The organism is Actinocorallia aurantiaca (genome assembly GCF_039533685.1).
Taxonomy (GTDB): domain Bacteria; phylum Actinomycetota; class Actinomycetes; order Streptosporangiales; family Streptosporangiaceae; genus Actinocorallia; species Actinocorallia aurantiaca.
Window position 1 is genome coordinate 200,191 of the sequence record NZ_BAAATZ010000002.1, and the last position, 19,408, is coordinate 219,598.

Annotated in this window: 16 protein-coding genes and 1 pseudogene; 9 read left to right on the forward strand and 8 right to left on the reverse strand. The window is 68.1% G+C overall.

Annotated features, from left to right (window positions below):
• Positions 1–2 precede the first annotated feature (2 nt).
• On the forward strand, positions 3–1,439 hold the full coding sequence (locus tag ABD327_RS01720; RefSeq protein WP_425547023.1) for a CCA tRNA nucleotidyltransferase: 1,437 nt from the start codon (positions 3–5) through the stop codon (positions 1,437–1,439).
• Here ABD327_RS01720 and ABD327_RS01725 read toward each other — a convergent pair.
• Positions 1,436–2,704, reverse strand: a complete 1,269-nt coding sequence (locus tag ABD327_RS01725; protein WP_344448269.1) for an adenosylmethionine--8-amino-7-oxononanoate transaminase — start codon at positions 2,702–2,704, stop codon at positions 1,436–1,438. The two genes, ABD327_RS01720 and ABD327_RS01725, sit on opposite strands and share 4 nt — an antisense overlap.
• Before the next feature lie 179 nt (positions 2,705–2,883).
• On the opposite strand from ABD327_RS01725, the gene ABD327_RS01730 reads away from it, so the two are divergent.
• A complete protein-coding gene (locus ABD327_RS01730) occupies positions 2,884–3,519 on the forward strand; it encodes a hypothetical protein (protein ID WP_344448270.1) in 636 nt (211 codons plus the stop codon).
• 1 nt (position 3,520) lies between these two features.
• Here the strand turns inward: ABD327_RS01730 and ABD327_RS01735 are convergent, their stop codons facing one another.
• The 3 genes from ABD327_RS01735 to ABD327_RS01745 all read right to left on the reverse strand — a co-directional run bounded on the left by ABD327_RS01735 (position 3,521) and on the right by ABD327_RS01745 (position 6,597).
• Entirely contained in the window at positions 3,521–4,747 is a 1,227-nt protein-coding gene (locus ABD327_RS01735; protein ID WP_344448271.1) for an MFS transporter, read from the reverse strand.
• A gap of 78 nt (positions 4,748–4,825) precedes the next feature.
• On the reverse strand, positions 4,826–5,905 hold the full coding sequence (locus ABD327_RS01740; RefSeq protein ID WP_344448272.1) for an inositol-3-phosphate synthase: 1,080 nt from the start codon (positions 5,903–5,905) through the stop codon (positions 4,826–4,828).
• A 74-nt stretch (positions 5,906–5,979) separates the two neighbouring features.
• On the reverse strand, positions 5,980–6,597 hold the full coding sequence (locus tag ABD327_RS01745; protein WP_344448273.1) for a PadR family transcriptional regulator: 618 nt from the start codon (positions 6,595–6,597) through the stop codon (positions 5,980–5,982).
• A 271-nt stretch (positions 6,598–6,868) separates the two neighbouring features.
• On the opposite strand from ABD327_RS01745, the gene ABD327_RS01750 reads away from it, so the two are divergent.
• Together ABD327_RS01750 and ABD327_RS01755 are read left to right on the forward strand one after the other, a co-directional pair.
• On the forward strand, positions 6,869–9,673 hold the full coding sequence (locus ABD327_RS01750; RefSeq protein ID WP_344448274.1) for a transglycosylase domain-containing protein: 2,805 nt from the start codon (positions 6,869–6,871) through the stop codon (positions 9,671–9,673).
• A 1,335-nt stretch (positions 9,674–11,008) separates the two neighbouring features.
• Entirely contained in the window at positions 11,009–11,734 is a 726-nt protein-coding gene (locus tag ABD327_RS01755; RefSeq protein WP_344448275.1) for a hypothetical protein, read from the forward strand.
• 687 nt (positions 11,735–12,421) lie between these two features.
• On the opposite strand, the gene ABD327_RS01760 is transcribed toward ABD327_RS01755, so the two are convergent.
• From ABD327_RS01760 to ABD327_RS01765, 3 genes and pseudogenes are all read right to left on the reverse strand, one after another.
• The gene (locus tag ABD327_RS01760) at positions 12,422–13,162 is read right to left on the reverse strand and encodes a DUF2690 domain-containing protein (RefSeq protein ID WP_425547037.1); all 741 of its coding nucleotides are present in this window, start codon (positions 13,160–13,162) and stop codon (positions 12,422–12,424) included.
• A 3-nt stretch (positions 13,163–13,165) separates the two neighbouring features.
• Positions 13,166–13,315: pseudogene (locus tag ABD327_RS37405) on the reverse strand (IS701 family transposase); the annotation flags it as partial.
• A gap of 335 nt (positions 13,316–13,650) precedes the next feature.
• Complete coding sequence (locus ABD327_RS01765) at positions 13,651–14,340, reverse strand: hypothetical protein (protein WP_344448279.1); 690 nt, start codon at positions 14,338–14,340, stop codon at positions 13,651–13,653.
• 766 nt (positions 14,341–15,106) lie between these two features.
• Here ABD327_RS01765 and ABD327_RS01770 point away from each other — a divergent pair.
• On the forward strand, positions 15,107–15,961 hold the full coding sequence (locus ABD327_RS01770; RefSeq protein ID WP_344448280.1) for a D-alanyl-D-alanine carboxypeptidase family protein: 855 nt from the start codon (positions 15,107–15,109) through the stop codon (positions 15,959–15,961).
• 206 nt (positions 15,962–16,167) lie between these two features.
• On the forward strand, positions 16,168–16,713 hold the full coding sequence (locus ABD327_RS01775) for a barstar family protein (protein ID WP_344448281.1): 546 nt from the start codon (positions 16,168–16,170) through the stop codon (positions 16,711–16,713).
• Between the two features lie 353 nt (positions 16,714–17,066).
• Here the strand turns inward: ABD327_RS01775 and ABD327_RS01780 are convergent, their stop codons facing one another.
• Positions 17,067–17,837: a deoxyribonuclease IV gene (locus ABD327_RS01780; RefSeq protein ID WP_344448282.1), complete on the reverse strand. Its 771-nt coding sequence runs from the start codon at positions 17,835–17,837 to the stop codon at positions 17,067–17,069.
• Between the two features lie 93 nt (positions 17,838–17,930).
• Here ABD327_RS01780 and ABD327_RS01785 point away from each other — a divergent pair, with 93 nt between their 5' ends.
• The 3 genes from ABD327_RS01785 to ABD327_RS01795 all read left to right on the forward strand — a co-directional run bounded on the left by ABD327_RS01785 (position 17,931) and on the right by ABD327_RS01795 (position 19,145).
• Positions 17,931–18,068 carry a hypothetical protein gene (locus tag ABD327_RS01785; protein WP_344448283.1) on the forward strand — a complete coding sequence of 46 codons (138 nt, stop codon included), beginning with the start codon at positions 17,931–17,933 and terminating at the stop codon, positions 18,066–18,068.
• A gap of 189 nt (positions 18,069–18,257) precedes the next feature.
• On the forward strand, positions 18,258–18,548 hold the full coding sequence (gene rpsF / locus ABD327_RS01790; protein WP_344448284.1) for a 30S ribosomal protein S6: 291 nt from the start codon (positions 18,258–18,260) through the stop codon (positions 18,546–18,548).
• A gap of 42 nt (positions 18,549–18,590) precedes the next feature.
• Positions 18,591–19,145 (forward strand): single-stranded DNA-binding protein, encoded by a 555-nt coding sequence (locus tag ABD327_RS01795; RefSeq protein ID WP_344448285.1) that lies wholly within the window; start codon positions 18,591–18,593, stop codon positions 19,143–19,145.
• The last annotated feature ends 263 nt before the right edge of the window (positions 19,146–19,408 follow it).

The window sequence follows — 19,408 nt, forward strand, 5'->3', positions numbered from 1 at the left end:
TCGTGTCGAATGAGGAACAGCGCAGGGCCCTGGCCGAGCTCCTGAAGCGGGTGGTGCCCGCCGAGGCCGAAGAACTCGGACGTCTTTTCGCCGAGGCCGGGTACGAACTGGCCCTGGTCGGGGGTCCCGTTCGCGACGCCCTCCTCGGCCGGCCGGTGACGGATCTGGACTTCACCACTGATGCCCCGCCGGAGCGCATCCTCAAACTGGTCGAGGGCTGGGCGGACGCGGTCTGGACGATCGGCATCGAGTTCGGCACGGTCGGGCTGCGCAAGGGCGCCCATCAGTTGGAGGTGACGACCTACCGCAGCGAGACCTACGACCCCAGGTCCCGCAAGCCGGAGGTCTCCTACGGCACCTCCCTGGAGGAGGACCTGCGGCGCCGCGACTTCGCCGTCAACGCCATGGCCGCTCGCCTGCCGGGCCGGGAGTTCGTCGACCCGTTCGGCGGCCTGAGCGACCTGAAGGAGAAGGTGCTGCGCACTCCGGGCGCCCCGGAGGACTCCTTCAGCGACGATCCGCTGCGCATGATGCGCGCCGCCCGGTTCGTCTCGCAGCTCGGCTTCACCGTCGAGGCGTCCGTCATGGCCGCGATGAAGGAGATGGCCGGACGGATCGAGATCGTCTCGGCCGAGCGGGTGCAGGCGGAGCTGTCCAAGCTGGTCTGCGGGCGGTACCCGCGGGCGGGCCTGGCCGTCCTGGACGCCTCGGGGCTGGCGGAGTACGTGCTGCCCGAGCTGCCCGCGCTCCGGCTGGAGATCGACGAGCACCACCGGCACAAGGACGTCTACGAGCACTCGATGATCGTCCTGGACCAGGCGATCGCCCAGGAGGAGGACGGGCCCGACCTCGTCCTGCGCCTCGCGGCCCTGCTGCACGACATCGGCAAGCCGAGGACGCGGGCGCACCTGCCGGGCGGTCGGGTCTCCTTCCACCACCACGAGCTGGTGGGCGCGAAGATGACGAAGAAGCGACTGATCGCGTTGAAGTACCCCAAGGAGGTCATCGCCGACGTCTCGCGGCTGGTGGAGCTGCACCTGCGCTTCCACGGCTACGGCGAAGGCGAGTGGACGGACTCGGCGGTGCGACGCTACGTCCGGGACGCCGGCCACCTCCTGCCGCGCCTGCACAAGCTGACCCGGGCCGACTGCACGACGCGCAACAGGCGCAAGGCCGAGCGCCTGGCCCGCACGTACGACGCGCTGGAGGAGCGGATCACCCGGCTGGCGGCCGAGGAGGAGCTCGGGAGGATCCGGCCGGAGCTGAACGGCGACGAGATCCAGGAGGCCCTGGGCATCACGCCGGGCCCGCTCGTCGGGAAGGCCTACAAGTTCCTGCTGGAGCTGAGGCTGGACCGCGGCCCGATCGGCAAGGACGCGGCCCGCGAGGCCCTCCTGGCCTGGGCGGGCGAGGAGGGGCTGCTCCAGGGGCGGGGCTAGGCCAGGGTGCGGGCCGCCGCGGTCATCGCGGCGGTGATCCGCCCGACCTCCTCAGGGGTGCTGATGTAGGGCGGCATCGTGTAGATCAGGCGGCCGAAGGGCCGCAGCCACACGCCGTGCGCCATGGCGGCCGCCTGGACCCGCTGCACGTCGACGGGGGCCTCGGTCTGGACGACGCCGATCGCGCCCTTGGTTCGCACGTCGGCGACGCCGGGCATCGCGCGCGCCTCTTCGAGGCCGGCGGCCAGCCCCGCCTCGATCGTCTTGACCTCGGTGCGCCAGTCGCGTTCGGCCAGCAGGCCGAGGGAGGCCAGGGAGACGGAGGCGGCCAGCGGGTTGGCCATGAAGGTGGGGCCGTGCATCAGCGGGGCCTCGCCGGAGGCGCTGATGCCCTCGGCGACCCCGTCCGTGCACAGGGTGGCGGCCATGCTGAGGTAGCCGCCGGTGAGGGCCTTGCCGACGCACATGATGTCGGGGACGACCCCGGCGTGGTCGGCGCCCCACAACTCGCCGGAGCGGCCGAACCCGGTGGCGATCTCGTCGAGGATCAGCAGCAGGCCGTGCTCGTCGGCGAGGCGCCGCAGCGTCCTGAGGTGGGACGGGTCGTAGAAGCGCATGCCGCCCGCGCCCTGGACGATCGGCTCGGCGATGATCCCGGCCAGTTCATGGGCGTGTTCGGCGACGAGCCGCTCCAGCTCGCGGGTGTAGGCCTCGTCGGGACCCGCCGGGGGTTCGGGGGCGAAGACGTGGGAGGCCAGGACGTCGGTGAACAGGTGGTGCATGCCGTTCACCGGGTCGCAGACGGCCATGTCGCCGAAGGTGTCGCCGTGGTAGCCGCCGCGCACGGTCAGCAGGCGGGGCCGGTCGACGCCCCGGGCGCGCCAGTACTGGAGCGCCATCTTGATGGCGACCTCGACGGACACCGATCCGGAGTCGGCGAAGAAGACCTTGGTGATCCCCGCGGGGGCGAGGTCGAGGAGCGTCCTGGCGAGCTCGACGGCGGGCGGGTGGGTGAGCCCGCCGAACATCACGTGGGCCATCCGGCCGAGCTGGTCGATGATCGCCGCGTTGAGCACCGGGTGGTCGTAGCCGTGGATGGCCGCCCACCACGACGACATGCCGTCGATCAGCTCGGTGCCGTCGGCCAGGGTGAGGCGGACGCCGCGGGCCGAGACGACGGCGTGGTTCGCGTGCCGCGCGGGCATCGGGGCGTAGGGGTGCCAGACGTGCTCGCGGTCGAAGGCCAGAAGCTCCTCAGGGGTCATGGCTCCTCACGGTACGCCAGTGATCTGTGTTACTCGCGAGTAGCTGACCTGGGTAATTAATCGCTTATGTCCGGTACGTGAGCTGCCTCACCTGCGAGAACGCATAAGTAGACACTTTGTCACCAGTACTTTGATCACGCGTACCAGTGGCACATCCCCCGAACCCCCTGGAGTCCGCCGTGCGTCTCGCAGCAGCCCTCACCGTGTCCGCCGCGCTGCTCCTCGGCACCGCCCAGCCCGCCGCGGCGGCGCCCTCCGTCGACCTCCGCTCGCCCGGCACCGTGGTCGTCGGACCCGGCCCGGGCATCTACGCCACCTTCGCCGTCGGCGACGTGCCCGCGTCCGTCCGGGCGATGGACCTCTACCTCTACGGCCCCGGCGACGACCGGGAGCTGGTCGACCTGCAGATCCGCAACCGGCCGGGGATCTGGGAGGGCGAGTACAAGTTCCACAGCTCCGAGGAGTTCGGGAAGTGGAAGGCCGTCCTCACCATGCGCGACGGCGCCGGCCGCTCGAGCAAGGGCGGCACCGTCCACTTCAGCGTGAAGCGCCGTACGACCCTCTCCACCCCGGGCTCCAAGTCCCGCGGAGGCGGCATCGCCGGAGTCCTCCGCAAGATGGCGGCCACCGGGAAGTACAAGGCCCACTCCAAGCAGAAGGTGCGCCTGTACCGCTGGAACGGCTCCTGGAAGTACATCGCCACCGACGTGACGGACGCCAAGGGTCGCTACTCCTTCAAGGCGCCTTCGGGCAAGATCCAGATCCGCTACGCCGGCGACGCCGTCAACGCGAGCGCCGTCCGGACGGTGAACTGACTCAGGAGGCGGGGCTCGACACCCGCCACCGCGAGGCCAGCCCGTAGTACGCGAACGCGCCCAGCACGTAGGCGATGATCGTGAAGCCGAGGACGGCGTACGACAGGCCGTCCGGCGGGAGCACCGCGGCGGCGACGCAGGCGGCGGCCACGAAGGTCGCGTTGAAGAGCATGTCGTACGCGGCGAAGACGCGGCCGCGGAACTCGTCGTCCACGGCCTGCTGGACGATGGTGTCGACGCAGACCTTGACGCCCTGCGCGGCCACCCCGAGGACGAAGCCGCTCGCCACGTAGAGCGGCTCGCGGAACGGGGCCGCCAGGAACAGCAGCCCCGCCGCCGCCACGCCCAGCAGGATCGGGATCCACAACGTCTTGCCGATCCTGCGGGTGATCGGAGGAGTGATCACCGCGCCCACGAGGTAACCCGCCCCCGAGACCGCGGTGATGATCGCGACTCCCCCGAAACCCGACGGGAAGTGGTTGCGGTACAGCAGCAGCGTCATGATCAGCCACAGGCCGTACAGGAAGCGGTAGAGGGAGATCGCGCCCAGGGCCAGGGCCGCCGGACGGCGCCGCAGGACGTGCCGGACCCCCGCGACCATGCCGACGACGACGTTGCGCACGCTCTCGCGGTGGACGGCGTCGGGGCCCAGCCCGTCCACCGGCAGCGTACGGGCGACCAGCGAGGTCGCGAGGTAGCAGCAGGTGGCCGCCAGCAGAGCGGCCTGGGCGCCCGCGAGCTGGACGACGAAACCCACTCCCGCGCCGACGAACGAGGCGGCCGTCCCCGACGTCACCGAGACCGTGTTGGCCACCAGCAGGTCCTTCTCGCGCACCACATGGGGCAGCGCGGCGGGCAGGGCGGCCAGGAAGAAGCGGTTGACGCCCAGCACGACCAGCGCCGCGATGAGGAAGGCGTCGGTGTCCAGCAGCATCAGGCCGGTCATCACCAGGACGCACGCCGCCCGCGCCAAAGGGGTGTAGACGAGGATCTGGCGGCGCCGCCAGCGGTCGAGGAAGACGCCGGTGAACGGGCCCAGCACCGAGTAGGGGAGCAGCAGGACGGCGAAGGCGACCGCGGCCTTGGCGGCGGTCGTCTGCTGCTCCGGGGCGAAGAAGATGTAGCCGCCCAGCGCGATCTGGACCATGCCGTCCGCGAACTGGGACGTCAGCCGGGTGGCGTAGAGACGCCGGAAGTCCCGCTCCCGCCAGACTTCACGTATCCCCACGTCAGCCACCCTATGCCTCGGAGAGCTCAGAGGCCCCGGACGGTACTGGCGTCCGGGGCCTCTCGGGGTCTCGCGGGGTTACCGCTCGACGTCACCGCGGATGAACGCCTCGACCGCGTCACGGGCCTGGTCGTCGTTGTACTGCTCCGGCGGGGACTTCATGAAGTAGGAGCTGGCCGACAGGATCGGGCCGCCGATGCCGCGGTCCTTGGCGATCTTGGCGGCGCGCACGGCGTCGATGATCACACCGGCGGAGTTCGGGGAGTCCCAGACCTCCAGCTTGTACTCCAGGTTCAGCGGGGTGTCGCCGAAGGACTTGCCCTCCAGGCGGACGTAGGCCCACTTGCGGTCGTCCAGCCACGGCACGTGGTCCGACGGGCCGATGTGCACGTCGGCCTTGGCCATCTCGTGCGGGATCTGCGAGGTGACCGACTGGGTCTTGGAGATCTTCTTGGACTGCAGGCGCTTGCGCTCCAGCATGTTCATGAAGTCCATGTTCCCGCCGAAGTTGAGCTGGTACGTGCGCAGCAGCTCCACCCCCCGGTCCTCGAACAGCTTGGCCATCACCCGGTGGGTGATCGTCGCGCCGACCTGCGACTTGATGTCGTCGCCGACGATCGGGACGCCCGCGTCGACGAACTTCTGCGCCCACTCGGGGTCGGACGCGATGAACACCGGCAGGGCGTTCACGAACGCGACCTTGGCGTCGAGGCAGGCCTGCGCGTAGAAGCGGTCGGCCTCCTCCGAACCCACGGGCAGGTAGGAGACGAGGACGTCCACCTCCGTGTCCTTGAGCGCCTTCACGATGTCCACCGGCTCCGCGTCGGACTCCTCGACCATGTCGAGGTAGTACTCGCCGAGGCCGTCGAAGGTGTGCCCCCGCTGCACGGTCACGCCGGTCGGAGGAACCTCCGCGAACTTGATCGTGTTGTTCTCGCTGGCGTGGATGGCGTGCGCGAGGTCCTGTCCGACCTTCTTCGCGTCAACGTCGAACGCCGCGACGAACTCCACGTCACCGACGTGGTAGTCGCCGAACTGAACGTGCATCAGCCCGGGGACCCGCTGGTCGGGGGTCGCGTTCTTATAGAACTCGACACCCTGGACGAGCGAAGAGGCGCAGTTGCCCACTCCAACGATGGCTACGCGCACCGAACCCATCCGGTTGCTCCTTTTCTCTAACCCTGTACGGGGGTCTGATGCGATCCCCAGGCTTTTGGTAGTTGAGGAGGCCCCTAGATGGGGGCATCCCGGTCATTGCCTTCTGCTGTGGTGTCCGGCCGCGGCTTCTGATCCGCGGCCTGCGCGTGTTCCCGCCCGATCAGCTCGTTGAGCCACCGGACCTCGCGCTCCACCGACTCGAGCCCGTGGTTCTGCAGCTCGAGGGTGTAGCTGTCCACCCGCTCCCGGGTGCGGGTGAATGCGGTCCGCACGTTCTCCAGACGCTCCTCCAGCCGGCTGCGCCGGCCTTCGAGAATCCGCAGCCGCACGTCCGCACGGGTCTGGCCGAAGAAGGCGAAGTGCACACCGAAACCCTCGTCCTCCCAGGCCGCCGGACCGGCTTCGGCCAGGAGCCTCTGCAGATGCTCCTTGCCTTCCGCCGTGAGCTTGTAGACGATCTTCGCCCGTTTGCTCTGGAGCGTCCCCGGGGGCGCCTCCTCCTGGTCCTCCTCGGTGATCAGCCCCTGTGCGAGGAGCTGCTTGAGGCAGGGGTAAAGCGTCCCGTACGAGAACGCCCGGAACATGCCGAGCAGGGTGTTGAGCCGTTTGCGCAGCTCATACCCGTGCATCGGGGACTCATGGAGCAGTCCGAGCACGGCGAGCTCGAGCACGCCGCCCCTCTTGCCGGCCATGGCCACCCTCCGCTGTATCCCACCAGATGTATCGTCCGAATGTATCGGCTCGATACATCGACAAGATACGTAGTGTTAACCGCCTACGCAAGATGTCCTATTCCGCACACCTATGTCGTAACCGTGTGGGTGATCCCACCCTCTGAGGGTTGCTCCGCTCGGTACGATGACGCGCTAGACACCTGACGCTGCTGGGCTTCCGCCCCCCGCCCACCGCCCTGGCAGTGCCGTCGTACGAGCCACCCGGCCCGTACCCAGCCGAAGAGGTCTTGTGAGTAATCCGACGTATGGACCGGGCCACGGAGCCCCTGGTCATGAGCCGGAGGACGACTGGTTCAGGCCCGCTCCGCAGGCACGCGAAGAGATCTACCGCGAGTCGGAGTACGGCAACAGCGCTCCCCCGCAGTTCGAGCCGTACCAGGAAGCTCCCTACGACGGCGGCTACGGGCACAACGGTAACTCCGTGCATAGTAACGGATACGACGCTTACAGCGACGGCGGGCAGTCGTACGACGCTCCTTACGCGGCTCCCAACGGGCAGGAGTACGGGTCTGTCTCGGTGAACGGAGCGGATCCGTACTCGTCCATGGGGCGCGCAGGGGTGAACGGGTCCACCGGGTACGACGACGGTTACGGGTACGGCGACCCCGGGGAGACGAGGCTCGACGGGGCGCCGATCCGGGACATGAATCCGCCCGGAGGGGGATCCGGGGACGGCGACGGCGGAGACGACGGAAAGCCCGGCAGGGAAGGGTGGAAGAAGTACCTTCCCAACTGGAAGATCGTCGCGGGCGTCTGCGCGTTGGGGCTGGTCGCCTCGATCACCCTGGTCGGTGTCGGCTATGCCACCACCGAGACCCCGAACCTGGAGGAGGACGTCAAGTCGGAGGTTCTCGCCCAGGGAAGCAAGGTCTACTGGGCCAAGAGCAAGCCCACCGACAAGCCGATGTTCCAGATCGGCGGCGCGCGTGAACTGGTGACGATCGACAAGATCCCGGAACACGTCCGGCAGGCGGTGATGGCCGCCGAACAGCGTGAGTTCATGACCGAGGGCGGCATCTCGCTCAAGGGCCTCACCCGTGCGGTGTACACCACCGTGACCGGCGGACAGGTCCAGGGCGGTTCGACGATCACTCAGCAGCTGGCCCGCAACTACCTGCAGGGACTCAGCCAGGAACGCAGCCTGAGCCGCAAGTACAAAGAGATCTTCTCGGCGATCAAGATGGACAACGCCTACCCCAAGGACGACATCCTTGAGGCGTACCTCAACACCATCGACTACGGCCGGAACAGCCAGGGCATCCAGGCCGCGTCTCGCGCGTACTTCGGAATAAACGTCGACAAGCTGAACATCTATCAGGGTGCCCTGCTCGCGGCGATGATCCAGCGGCCGAGCTACTTCAAGACCACCGGTGACCCGGCGAAGGTTCCGGAGTTGAAGGCCGCCCAGGAACGCTGGGAATACGTGCTCGACGGCATGGTCAAAAAGGGTTGGATGACCGCCGATCAGCGGAAGAATGCGGTGTGGCCGGACACCGCCTCGACCTGGAACTGGTCTAAGGGGAGCGACCAGTCCGGTTACATCCACAACCGGATCCTGCACGAGCTCAAACAAGTCCCCGGTGTCGACGTCGATCATCTCTCGACCAAGGGCTACAAGATCACGCTCAGCCTCGAGAAGCGCTTGATGGTCGCAGCGAAGAACGCGGTGCTTCAGCAGGGGCCCAAGCTCAGCAAGAAACAGAAAAAGCTGATCAGAACGGGGCTCGTCGCGGTCGATCCCGAGAACGGGGAAATACGCGCGTTCTATGGAGGCGATCACAAACTCGAAGTCTCCGACGCCGCTCTGGTCGAGAACAAGCAGGTCGGTTCATCGTTCAAGCCCTATGTGCTCGCCGCGATGCTCAAGCAGAACCACAACATCAAGTCGCTGATCGAGGGTCGAAGCCCGATCTGCCTGAACGGGGCGACCGGTGACGTCATCCCGGGGAAGAACAGCGAGGACGCCTGCGATTCGGCCTCCGGCTACTGGCTGCGTAGCACGCACGGCGGCACTCAGGCCATCAGCATGACTGAGGCGATGGCGCAGTCCAACAACACCTCCTTCGTCCGGCTGGCCCTCAAGCTGGACGGCGGACTCGACACCGTCATCGACACGGCTCGTCAGTTCGGCATCCCTGAGCGGTACGAGTTCGAGAAGGTGTCCAGCCTTCCGCTGGGCGTCGCCGGCTACCCCGCCCTCTACCAGGCCAGCGGCTACGCGGCCTTCGCCAACGGGGGCAAGCGTGTCACCCCCCACATGGTCACCAAGGTCGTCGACGCCTCGGGCAAGGAGATCCTGCTTCCCTGGAAGAAGCAGGAGAAGCAGGTCCTCACCAAGGACCAGGCCGACCAGGTCACCTACACGCTCCAACAGGTCGTGACCAGGGGCACCGGTCAGTCGGCCCGCCTCCTCGACCGCCAGGCCGCCGGCAAGACCGGGACCACGGAGGGCGGCGCCGCGACCTGGTTCGTCGGCTACACCCCGCAGCTGTCGGCGGCTGCGACGGTGTTCCACCAGAAAAGCGAGTCGATGCAGCCGTTCATCGGAGAACGCGCGTCCTACGGTGGCGTTTACCCGGCGGCCATCTGGAAGGCCTTCATGACCGAGGCGATGAAGGGCGTCGAACCGAAGGTCTTCGACGCCCCGACCTACTCCGGCACCCAGAAGAAGTTCGACACTCCGAAGCCCAAGCCGACGAAGACCGAAGAAGAGTGCAACCCGCTGATGCAGCTGGCGGGCCAGTGCGGGGACGGGAACAACCACGGTAACCCGAACCCGCAGGACCTGCCGGGCTGCAGCCAGGGCCAGCTGCCGCCGGCCGTGGCCTGCGACCCGAACAAGCCGCCGCCCGGTGAAGAGAACAACCCGCCGGACTGGTGGTGCCCGTGGCACCGCGACTACCCGGCGTGCCAGGGGAACGGCAACGGGAACGGGAACCCCAATCAGCCCGTCGACGCCGACGGGGACGGCATCCCCGCTGGTGAGGACCAGAACGACAACGACCCGAACTACCCCAATCCGCAACATCCGTAGCACCCGGGATTTTCTCCGGACCGCATGACGACCCGTGGTCCGAGCCGAAGATCCACTGTGGCCCCGGCGCCGAACGAAGGCCCGCGCGAACGCTTCGCGCGGGCCTTCGCCCGTCCCGGAAACGAAAGCGCTTATCAAGGTCACAGGTCGGACGTGGTAGAACGCCTCTCTATGAAGAGCCTGATCCCTCAGCGCACCGACCGTGCGGCGCTCGGGACCTGGGTACTCGCTTACCTGGCGGCTGCCTGGTTCTCCATCGTCGTGATCCGGGTGATCCCGCACGCGGGCGATTGGCCGGACTACCTCACCCGATGGAACCAGTGGGACGCCGACCGCTTCTGGTGGCTCGCCACCTACGGCTACGACGGCGGCCCCCCCGGCCGCTACGAGGACTACAGCTGGCCGGCCTTCTTCCCCGGCTACCCCATGGCCATCCGCGTGGTCGGCCTGATCGTCACCGACTACCGGGCCGCCGGCCTCGTCATCTCCTTCCTGGCAGGACCCCTGGCCGCGCTGGCCCTCTCCCGCCTCACCGACTTCTCTCCCTTCCTCTCCACTTCCACCTCGATTCGCGCTAAAGCTCCGCGCTCTCGCCGAGGCTCCAGAACCGCTCTCCCCCGCACCCCTTCCCGTGCTTCCGAGGACGACCGCGCCTCTGAGGCCGTCGGCACCTCGGAAAGCCCTCGCGTCCCCGAGGTGATCCATGAGCCTGGGGAGACCCGCGTTTCTGAAAGCGGTCTTGCTTCGGAGGCGGCCCACGTTTCTGAGGGAGGCGTTGCTCCGGAGGCGGTCCGCATTTCCAAAGGAGGCGTTGCTCCGGAGACGGCCCGTGCCTTCGAGAGCGCTTCCGAGGCTTTCTACGCTCACGGGAGCGGCCTCGCCTCTGAGGGTGTCCAGGCTCCTGAAGGCGGTCGTGTCTCTGAGGGCGTGCCTGCTCTCGAAAGAGGTCACGCCTCTGAGGGCACCCATGCTCCGGAAGACATCCGTGTCTCCGAGAGAGCCTCTTCTCCTGAGGGCGTCCCCGCCTCTGAGGGCGCTCCCAGCCCACTAGAAGTCCGTATCTCGGGAGAATCCCCAGATTCCGGGGAAGCCGCCGCTCTCCGGGAATCTGAGGGCCCTGAGAACGGCAGGCTTCCCTCCGAGAGCGTTCTCTCCCCCGGCTCCCCGTCTCCCGCGGAACGGGTGACGGGGCGGAAGCCGGTCAGCCATCGCCTTCACGCCTTCCCTGCGGCTCGGGCCTCCTCTGAGACGGACCTCCGGTCCGAAGAGGTCTCTCCGCCGGAAGGCGGCCCGCTTGAAGAGGGGCGGAGGAGGCCGGGGCCGGGGTTCTACGCGGTGGTGGCGCTCGTCACCAGCCCGTGCGCGGTCTTCCTGTTCGCCGCCTACTCCGAGGCGTTGTTCCTCGCGCTGGCGATCCCCGCCTGGCTGCTGGCGAAGAAGGGACGCTGGGAACTGGCGGTCCTGTGCGCCGCGGGCGCCTCGATCGTCCGGATCACCGGCCTGTTCCTCGCTTTGGGACTCATCGTCGAGTTCCTGGTCGGAAAGAACGGGCGCAAGGTCCCGGGCGGCTGGCGCAACGCCCCGTACCTGGTCACGCCGTTCCTGTCGATCGGCGCCTACATGGGCTACCAGTGGTACCGCACCGGCGATCCGCTGGCCTGGCAGCACGCCCAGGAGCAGGGCTGGAACCGCCACACCGTCATGCCCTGGGAGGCCTTCCAGACCACCTGGTACAACGCCTTCACCATCGAGACCGAGTGGAGCAACGCCTTCCGCGTCGAGATCATCGCGGCCTTCGTCGGCGTCCTCCTCGTCATCTGGCTGCTCTACAGCCGCCAGTGGCCCGAGACCGTCTACGTCTCCACCCAGCTCGTCGCCTTCATGACCTCCAGCTTCTACCTCTCCATAGGCCGCGCCACCCTCCTGTGGTTCCCCCTCTGGATGGCCCTCGGCCACATCATGAGCCGCCACCGCTGGTTCACCGGCCTCTACCTGGCCCTCTCCCTCCCCTTGGCCGCCGCCTTCGTCGCCTCCTTCACCCAAGGCCAGTGGACGGGCTGATCCCCCTCTGAGGCATGTTCGGAGCCCAGATCCTCAACAGGGTCACAGGCTGCGGAGCCGGAGGACGGCTCCGCACAGATGCAGATCGTTGGGGCCTTTGGCCGGCCCGTGCCACTACTTGATCTCGTTGATACCGCACCGCACTCGACGGTCTTGCGCTCACGGTCAGGGTCGCGGGAGACAGGCCGGCCCCGCTGTCCTTCTCGCGGTCGGCTGCCCGGTTCCCGTGGCCAGGGAGACCTTGCCGGTCAGCTCGCCGGGGGACCATCCCCGAGGCGTCGGTCTCAGCCGTAGGTACCTCCTGCACCGGTGCTCGAGGTCTGCCAGGTCACCGCATTGAACCGCCACCCGCGGGTCCGGGACAGGTCTCCGCTCGCCTATGGCGGATACGGCTCGATCAGGTCCATCCCTCGTCCGCCACATCACCACGCGCAACGGCCATCGGACTACCAGCAGTACGCAGGGGAAGCCCGATGATCCCAATCCGAACAGCTCCTGGCAGCACATGCACGCGCAGGAAGACATGGAGGCTTCAATTCCACCAAGGGACTCGGGGCAAATGAAACGGCGACATTGGCGGCTGACCCCGTTCGGAATTTCAGGATGCCGGGGTCTACTCCGTGAATTCGTATGACGAAGGCCCGTGCACATACAAGTGCACGGGCCTTCGTTTGCCGGACGGCTGGATCAGGACCAGATCACCCCGGTGACCGGCCAGCGAATCTCCGCCGCACCACTGCCCTCTGTTCTGACCTTCGCGCCCCACGAGTACCGAGCGGCGCTGCGCCGTCCCCACATGGCCGTCAGGGCCTGCTGACCCGTCGCGGAGAGGCTTGAGAACTGGACCACCTCGATCCAGTTCCCGTGGACTCGTACTCCGTTGTCGTAACCGGTACCTTCCAGGTAGTCCCCGGCCCAACCCGGCGAAGTGAGCGTCACCCGAGCCCAGAACGCGTAGCACGCAGCGGAGTAGCGTAGCTCGACCTTGGCGTTTCCGTACTGGAAGCGGGCGTACTTCTTCACACCGTTGACGGTGGAGTAGGCGGTAATGGCATCGGCGCCGCACCCGTAGTTGTTGGCCATGTGGCCGTCGCAGCTTCCCCCGTAGCAACTAGCCGCCGAGGCGGGTGTGGCCGTGAAAGTGACGCCGGCGAAGCCTGCTGCGGTGACGGTGAGAGCCGCGAGCGTCGAACTGATCCTTCTGTCCTTCATGTGCACCTTTCGTAGGATTTGGTCGACCCTGATCCTCGCAGGTGGAATTTTCCATAAAAATGTCGGCGATTGAAATTTTCTTTCCTCAACTTGAATAATTGGATCTTGAATTAAGGCCATGAATCCAGTAATGAGCATTGGGGAGTGCTCGTGGTGGGAACCGGTGAGAAAGTGGACTGGGGCCAAGAACGGTGTCGGCCGACTGCGCGGATGCATCGCCGGGTCCACCACGTCAACGACGCGCAACGCCGGCCGTTGTCGAACCACGCTGAAGTCCCGGGTCGAGGAGGTCACGAACTGCTGCGGCCCTTGGTGGTCCATGCCCAGGCACTCGGCCATCGGCTGCATCGACTTGCGGCGGACGTCCAGCCGCACGAGCGAGTTTCTCGGGAGGCAGGCCTCCACCCGAACGCACCGAAGCGTGTGCCTGTCGGCGGCTCGTTCTTCGAAGCCGGTGGCGGCCTTGCGCGAGGCCGGGTGGGACGGGCGGTTCCATCTCTTCTTGGCGGACAAGGGTCGTCTCGAGGCCGAGACCGTCTACATCTCCACCCGGCTCCGACTCCCAGTCTGGGCCTGACCCGGCCCGTCCCCAGTCCGGTTCCGTCCGACTCGGCTCCGCTCAGTCCAGACCCAGTCCCGTTCCCGGCCTTCACCCCGTCTCGCCGCAGACCTTCAGATGCTTGGAGCGCGCCGACTCGGGGCGACTACTGATCTCTTCTCCTCGGGTAGGCGGTCCCCTGCGCTCTACCGAACTTCATCGGTAGAGCGCAGGGGCGACCGAGCAGCGGCGGAGGTGGGCGGATTTTTAGGGGGAGTAAGCGGAGGGGGAGGCGGAGGGCGCGTATTCGGCGGGTGAGGGTGGTCAGGTGGGTGGGGGTGGGGGACCAGCCCGACTGGAGGAGGAGGGTCAGCCAGGCGTCCAGGTAGGGGGCGGGGCGGGTGCGGAAATCCCGGGTGACGGGCAGGACGCGCCAGCCCAGGGCCGTCAGGCGGGAGCGGCGGAAGTCGTCGTGGGCGCGGTTGCGGCGGCCGGTGTGGTGGGTCTCGCCGTCGTACTCGAGGGCGCAGCGGTAGCGGGCGTGGCCCAGGTCCAGGCGGTACGGGGTGGGCGGGGTGGGGAGCTGGCAGGTGGGGCGGGGGAAACCGGTGTCGATGAGGACACCGCGGACGAGGGACTCGCCGGGGGACTGGGAGGCGGCGTCGGCCATCCCCATGACGGCGCGGGACTGAGCGGCGCCGGGGCCGGTGGCGCGGCGGGCGCGTGCCAGCAGGGCCGGATGGGAGACGCCCCGGGCCAGGCACTGGTCGACCAGGGAGAGGGCCTCGTAGCGGGGCAGGGAGCGGGCGCAGTCGTAGGCGGTGCGCTCCAGGGTGGTGAGGCGACGGCCGTCCATTGTGGTCACGTCCTCGGGAGGCAGATATAGGAGGGGGTGTGCGCCGCGGCTTGGACGGGAGGCGGGCGACGCCGACGAAGCGGCGGCCTGACGAAAGGTGACCGGTTTCGGCACGGCGGCGGTCATGGGAGAGGTGCCCTGCCCTGGAGCAGCGGCGGTCGAGGACGAGACGGTCGGTCCTGGGAGGCCGGAAGCCGGGGGAAGGCCGGGCGGCTGTGAGAGATCGGCGGCTGTGGGAAGGGCGACTGGCTTCGGTGGGGCGGAAGCCGCAGGAAGGCCGGACTGCTTCGGGAGGTCGGCGGCCGCAGGAGGGGCGGTCGGTGCTGAAGAGAGTGGTGCGGGGTGGGGGACGGCCAGTTCCAGGGGGACGGTGGCCGGGGTGCGGCGAGGGATGACCAGGCCCCAGAGGAGGGCGGCGGCCCGGGTGGTGAGGACGAAAGGGGCTCCGAGCCGTTCCAGGAGGTGGAGGCGGGCCGTGAAGGAGCCGGTGCCGTGGGCGGTGAGCGGACGGTGGTCGGGCGGCTCGGTGGGGAAGAGCTGTGGCTGCGTCATGGGTCCACCATGTGCCGGTGGAAAGCCCGCCAAGGAGCCGAATCTGATTCTGTGGATTGTTCGGTGCGCGTCAGCGCGCGTTGAACCACGGGTAGTGCGCCGTCAGTCGCACGTTCTTCTGTGGAAAGTCGCTGGTGGTGGCTGTGCGGGTGTGTGCGGTTTGCGAAGTGTCGGCGGGGGCTGCCAGGGTGGTCCGCGCTGATCCAGAAGCCCGATGGCCGGGGGTGCCGTGCGCAAGCTGATCGTGTCCGTCGTCGTGGGGGCGGCGGTGCTCGTGGGGACGGGGGCGCCCGCGCAGGCGGCGCCCAAGGGGCCGCGCCCCACCGCGATCAAGGCCAAGGCGGTGGCGCTCAACCTGAACGGCAAGACCATCTGGGGCGAGAACGCGAACGCCAAGCGGCCGATCGCCAGCCTGACGAAGGTGATGACGGCGATCGTGGTGCTGAGGCAGGAGACGAACCTCGGTCGCACCCTGAAGATCAAGAAGAAGTACACCACCTACGGTGACAAGTGGAACGCCTCCGAGGCCGGGCTCGTCATCGGCGACAAGGTGAAGGTCCGGGACCTGCTGTACGGGGCGCTGCTCGAGTCCGGCGCGGACGCCACCGCCGCCCTCGCGGACGCCTACGGGCCCGGCTACAAGAACTTCGTCTCGAAGATGAACGCCAACGCCAAGCGCCTCGGCCTGAAGAAGACGCACTACGCCAACTTCGACGGCCTGCCCTACCCGTCCCAGACGTCGACGTACTCGACGGCGGCCGAGCAGATCAAGCTGGCCGAGTACGCCCTGCGCTTCCCCACCATCCAGAAGGCCGCGGCCGCCAAGAAGGTCACCATCCGGACGGCGAAGAACCGCTCCTACACGTTCAAGAACACCAACCGCCTGATCGGCAAGTACCCCGGCGTCCTCGGCATCAAGACGGGCTACACCAACGGGGCCGGCTACTGCTTCATGTTCGCCGCCAAACGCGGCAAGCGCACGCAGATCGGCATCATCCTCGGTTCCCCCACGGAGAAGCGGCGCTTCTACGACGCCAAGCGCATGCTCGACTGGGGCTTCAGCGGCTGACGCGCCGGCATCGCCTCGGCGGGATCCGCGGCGAAGAAGACGCCCCGGGGCGTCCAGCCGGTGGCTTGCTTCCGGGGAGTGACGCGGAACGCCAGACCATCCCGGGCGGTGCCGTCACGTCACGGCGCACGCGCGGCTAACATCGGCGAGTTCACGACTGCGGCCTCCGGCCTCGGTCGAGCGCGTCGAGCACGGTCGAGGAGAGCATGCACGGGTTGGAAGAGCTGATCGCCGGACGGGTGGCACCGGGTGTCCGCCGTTGGGAGATCTCGCCGGAAGAGCTGTTCCGCACCGCGAAGCGGCCGCAGAAGGCCGCCGCCACCCGCACTCCGGACGGACGGCTCGCGCTCCCCCTGGTGATGGGCGGCGGTCACGCGGACGTCGAGGTGCCCCCGTGGCTGGCGGACGCCGAGGACGCCGGCTGGGAGGTCTTCGGGCTGGGCGAGTCCCGGGACGAGCGGGAGTTCCTCGCCAACGCCGCGGACGTCCTGGAGTTCCCGGAGGAGTCGGACGCCGAAGACTGGGACGCCTTCTACGACCTGCTGACCGACATGGAGTGGTTCTCCGCCGAAAAGGGCTACCTGATCGTCTGGCCCGCCTGGAAGAGCCTCGCCGAGGCGGCCCCCGAGACGTTCTCCACGGTCATGGACGTCTTCCGCGACGCCGTCGACGCCTGGGCGGAGAGCGACACTCCCCTGCACGTGCTGCTCCCCGCCTCCGCCGGCGAACTCGGGGAACTGAGCGCCGTCTGAGAGGCCGGGCGAAGGCCACCTGCCCCGCGGCCCGCTCGGCGATGGAGAACCTCCTCCCTGCCGACGGCCTCCGCTCAGTGGGGGAAGCCGCATCCCACGGACGGTCTCCGCTCAGCGGGGGGCCTCCCTGCCGGAGGTCTCCGCTCAACGAGGGACCTCCCTGCCAGCGGTCTCCGCTCAGTGGGGAAAGCCGCATCCCGTGGGCGGTCTCTGCTCAACAGGGGAACTCCCTGCCGGAGGTCTCCGCTCAACGGCGATATCGGCTTCCGTCGCTCGATGCCGATGCCGATGCCGATGCCGATGCCGATGCCGCCGCGCTCGTGAACGGTCTCGCCGCCCGCCTCCGCGCGGCCTCAGAGCGACTCGCGGAGGAAGGCGAGGTCCTCGGCCTGGCCGTCGCCGGGGGTCTCCAGGACGATCGGGGCGCCGGCGTCGCGGCAGACGGCGAGGATGAACTCGGGATCGATCTTGCCGTGCTTGAGGTTGGCGTGGCGGTCGGCGCCGGAGCCGAAGGCGTCGCGGCTGTCGTTGCAGTGCACGAGGTCGATCCGGCCGGTGATCGCCTTGATCCGGGCGACGGCGTCCAGGAGCTCCTCTCCGGCGGCGTGGGCGTGGCACGTGTCCAGGCAGAAGCCGACGTTCTTCTCCAGGTCGGCGACACCGTCCAGCGTCTCCCAGAGCTGGGCGATCCGGTCGAATCTCCGGGCCATGGCGTTGCCGCCGCCCGCGGTGTTCTCGATCAGCACCGGGATCGGGCACTCCAGCCGTTCGAAGACCTTGCGCCAGTTGTCGAAGCCGGTCTGGGGGTCGTCGCCGTCGCCGACATGGCCTCCGTGCACGATCAACCCCTTGGCGCCGAGCTCCGCGGCGGCCTGCAGGTGCTGCTCCAGTAGTTTGCGGCTGGGGATCCGCACCCGGTTGTTCGTCGTGGCGACGTTGATCCGGTACGGGGCGTGGACGAAGACCTCGACGTCCGAGGCCTTCACCGCGTCCGCCAGCCCCTCGGGGAGCACCGGCTTCTTCCAGCCCTGCGGATCGCCGAGGAAGAACTGCACGACGTCGGCCTCCAGTTCCTCGGCCGCGGCGATGGGGTCGTCGTCTCTGACATGGGCTCCGATGCGCATGCCTCCCAGGCTATCGACGGGTTCCGACAGGGAGCGGGGTTTTGTCGGTGCCAAGGGTTAGAGTCGAACACGACTTCGATTCGAGGAGGGTTGATGAACGAGTTCTCCCAGGTCGGCGACACGGAACTGATAGATGAGCTGTCGAGGCTGACGACCCAGACGGCCAAGCTGAGGGCCCGTATGTTCGATCTCATGGCCGAGCTCGACCGTCGACGGGCGAACGCCGCCTGAACGCGGGCGGCTCGCAGGCCGGCGGAGCCTGGGAAGCAGGTCTGACGACCCACGGGTTGTTGGTAGCCTGGTTCGGTCCCGCACTCTGCGCTCGAGGCACTCGCCTCCGGGCCGGGAGCGGGCAGGCAGCTAGCCCTCCTGTCACGGACACGCCGTGACCGCATCAGTCCAAAGGAGGTAGGGACCTCAATGCGTCGCTACGAAGTTATGGTGATCCTCGACCCGTCGATCGACGAGCGCGCGATCACGCCGACCGTCGACCAGTTCCTCAACGTGGTCAAGACCGGCGGGGGCACCGTGGAGAAGGTCGACGTCTGGGGCCGCAGGCGCCTGTCGTACGACATCCAGAAGAAGTCCGAGGGCATCTACGCCGTCGTCGACCTCACCGCTGAGCCCGCGCTGGTCAAGGAGCTTGACCGCCAGCTCAACCTGAGCGAGTCGGTGCTGCGTACGAAGGTCCTGCGTCCCGAGGTCCACTAGACCTCGCTGTGAGCCCCACACCGGAGTCGGGAGCGTAACCCCATGGCAGCAGGCGACACCACGATCACCCTCGTCGGGAACCTCGTCGAGGATCCCAACCTGCGGTTCACCGCGTCCGGGCAGGCCGTCGCGTCATTCCGCGTCGCGTCCACCCCGCGGTTCCTCGACAAGGCGACCAACGAGTGGAAGGACGGCGAGAGCCTCTTCCTCACCGTCAACGTCTGGCGGCAGGCCGCGGAGAACTGCGCGGAGAGCCTCCAGCGGGGCATGCGGGTGATCGTCCAGGGTCGCCTCAAGCAGCGCTCCTACGAGACCAAAGAGGGCGAGAAGCGCACCGTCTACGAGATCGAGGCCGACGAGGTCGGTCCGTCTCTGAAGAACGCCTCCGCCAAGGTCACCAAGACCAGCCGCCAGGGCGGCGGTTACGGTGGCGGTGGCGGTGGCGGTGGCGGCTACCAGGGCGGCGGCGGTGGCGGCGGTTACCAGGGCGGTGGCGGCGGAGGTTATTCCGGCGGCCCGTCCACTCCGCCCGACGACCCCTGGGCGACCAGCGCGCCCGCCGGCGGTGGCGGCTTCTCCGACGACCCGCCGTTTTAACAAAGCCCGTCGCTGTGGCAGCAGGGTGACTTCTTGTTGCCATACCGGGACGGTGGGAGTCGTGGGGGCTGGTTCCCCTCGGCTTCGGGCCGTCCGCGGGTGTTCGAGTCCCGGCTTTACGGCCGCGGGTGGAGGGTCCGGGTTCTCTGGGCGCGAAATCCGCGGTCTTCCGGGGTCGCAGGCGGATAGCCTGCGAGTCCGCTCGGTGCCTCTGGCATCGGGAAATACATAGAAATGTCCATTCCTGCTTCGGCAGGGCTCTG